This window comes from Shewanella sp. SR43-4 (assembly GCF_014163845.1).
Taxonomy (GTDB): Bacteria; Pseudomonadota; Gammaproteobacteria; order Enterobacterales; family Shewanellaceae; genus Shewanella; species Shewanella vesiculosa.
The window spans coordinates 1-2,107 of the sequence record NZ_JACJEB010000041.1; the positions used below are offsets into that span (position 1 = coordinate 1).

The following is a 2,107-nucleotide window of genomic DNA, read 5'->3' on the forward strand; positions in this document are numbered from 1 at the left end:
ACTGCGTCACTGCTAGGTCACTGCGCTACTAGGGCGTGACTGCGTCACTGCTAGGTCGCTGCGCTACTAGGGCGTAACTGCGTCACTGCTAGGTCGCTGCGCTACTAGGGCGTGACTGCGTCACTGCTAGAGTCGCTGCGCTACTAAGATTTTATAGTCTCTAGCCGCGAAGCGTCCTAGCAGCGTAGCGCTCTAGGCTTTTAGCTTTATATCCTCGCCTCTGCTTTTATGATTTGTTAAACTCAAATAAAGTTTTATTGCTAAAGAAATAATATGAGAATAGATCCTAATATCGCATTAGTTTATAGCACTGATAAAGGTCGTATTGAACAACCTAAACCGCAAGTTGAAGTACCAAGCGGTGATGGTATCGTGCGGATCCACAAAGACAGTAAAGGCCGAAAAGGTAAGGGCGTTAGTGTGATCAAAGGGCTCGAGTTAGATGAAAAAGCCCTAAAAGAGTTAGCGCAAAAACTGAAGAAACAATGTGGCTGCGGTGGTACAGTGAAAGACTTCTGCATTGAGGTACAAACCGACAATCGCGAACAAATAAAATCCATATTAGAGAAGTTGAATTTCACCGTGAAATTGGCGGGTGGATAATACTGGGGCTTGTTGGTCTGTGGTGGTCAATATTTATTCGAACCCTTCGGGCAATCTTTTTAGCGGCTTTATACTGCGTTATCGTTTGTTGATCTAGCATAATTACATCAACAAGTTCTGCCTTGTACGACATGGCTACAAATCGCGGTAAAAATCATCTGGAAAGACCAACAAGCCCAAGGTTAACGCACTATTGGGGAGAGAATATGGATAGCTTAAAAGACCACTTTTTAATTGCCATGCCATCGTTAGATGATACATTTTTCGAACGCTCAGTGATCTACATTTGCGAGCATGATCAAAAGGGGGCGATGGGCATAATTGTTAACCGTCCAATAGGTTTGGAGATTGAAGAGCTGCTTGAGCAAATGGAGCTGTATTTATCGCCTGAGTTTTTATTCTCCCTCGACAGCCAAGTACTCATTGGTGGCCCTGTTGCTCCGGAGCGAGGCTTTGTACTGCATACGCCGCAAAAACATTGGCTCAATAGTACTGAAATCAGTGAGGAGACAATGCTAACATCTTCGCGAGATATATTGGCCTCGATTGGCTCAGACAAATCCCCAGAAAATTTTGTGGTTGCGCTTGGTTACGCGGGTTGGAGTAAAAATCAACTGGAACAAGAGATTGCCGACAATACCTGGTTAACGATCAAAGCTTCGGCCGAGTTATTATTTAACGTAGAACCTGAACAAATGTGGCAGTCGGCCACCCAACAACTCGGTTTCGATATTTGGCAAATGTCGAGTCAAATAGGCCATGCTTAACAATAGTTCGCTGCGCTTCTAGGACGGACTTCGTCCTGCTAGGGGGCAGCTGCGCTGCTAAGATTTATAGAATCTAGCCGCGAAGCGTCCTAGCAGCGTAGCGCTCTAGGCTGTTACTTTTAAAGCGTCCTCTAAAGATTCAAACAAAGAGATACACATGCAACCACAAACCGTTTTAGGCTTCGACTATGGCACCAAAAGTATCGGTGTCGCTATCGGTCAAGCCATCACTGCCAGTGCCACGCCTTTATTATCGATCAAAGCGGTTGATGGCATCCCTAATTGGGATGATATCGACAAATTATTGAAAGAATGGCAACCTGATCTTGTGGTCGTTGGCTTGCCATTAAATATGGACGGCACTGAGCAAGAGATGACTCAACGAGCTCGAAAATTTGCTAATCGAATTAATGGTCGATTTGGTGTCAAGATTGCCACCCAAGATGAACGCCTAACCACTGCAGATGCCAAAGCGCGCTTATTCGAATTAGGTGGTTTTAAAGCATTAACCAAAGGCCAAGTGGATGCCGTGTCAGCGGTGTTAATTATCGAAAGTTATTTCGAAAACCAATTCTAACTTAATGCCTCGATTCTAGGGGGCGCTTCGCTGCTAGGGCGTGACTGCGTCACTGCTAGGGTCGCTTTGCTACTAGGGCGTGACTGCGTCACTACTAGGGTCGCTTTGCTACTAGGGCGTGACTACGTCACTGCTAGGTCGCTTCGCTACTAGGGCGTGA

The 2,107-nt window shown here is 45.8% G+C and carries 3 protein-coding genes; all 3 read left to right on the forward strand.

Going from position 1 to position 2,107, the window contains the following annotated elements; genetic code table 11:
* The first annotated feature begins 273 nt into the window (after positions 1-273).
* Complete coding sequence (gene yciH / locus H5123_RS20270) at positions 274-603, forward strand: stress response translation initiation inhibitor YciH (RefSeq protein WP_124017189.1); 330 nt, start codon at positions 274-276, stop codon at positions 601-603.
* 206 nt (positions 604-809) lie between these two features.
* A complete protein-coding gene (locus H5123_RS20275; protein WP_124017190.1) occupies positions 810-1,370 on the forward strand; it encodes a YqgE/AlgH family protein in 561 nt (186 codons plus the stop codon).
* 157 nt (positions 1,371-1,527) lie between these two features.
* Positions 1,528-1,947 (forward strand): Holliday junction resolvase RuvX, encoded by a 420-nt coding sequence (gene ruvX / locus H5123_RS20280; RefSeq protein WP_011638297.1) that lies wholly within the window; start codon positions 1,528-1,530, stop codon positions 1,945-1,947.
* Positions 1,948-2,107: the final 160 nt, after the last annotated feature.

Coding starts and splice junctions, on each gene's coding strand:
- yciH (WP_124017189.1), top strand. CDS start 274: ATGAGAATAGATCCTAATATCGCATTAGTTTATAGCACTGATAAAGGT.
- H5123_RS20275 (WP_124017190.1), top strand. CDS start 810: ATGGATAGCTTAAAAGACCACTTTTTAATTGCCATGCCATCGTTAGAT.
- ruvX (WP_011638297.1), top strand. CDS start 1,528: ATGCAACCACAAACCGTTTTAGGCTTCGACTATGGCACCAAAAGTATC.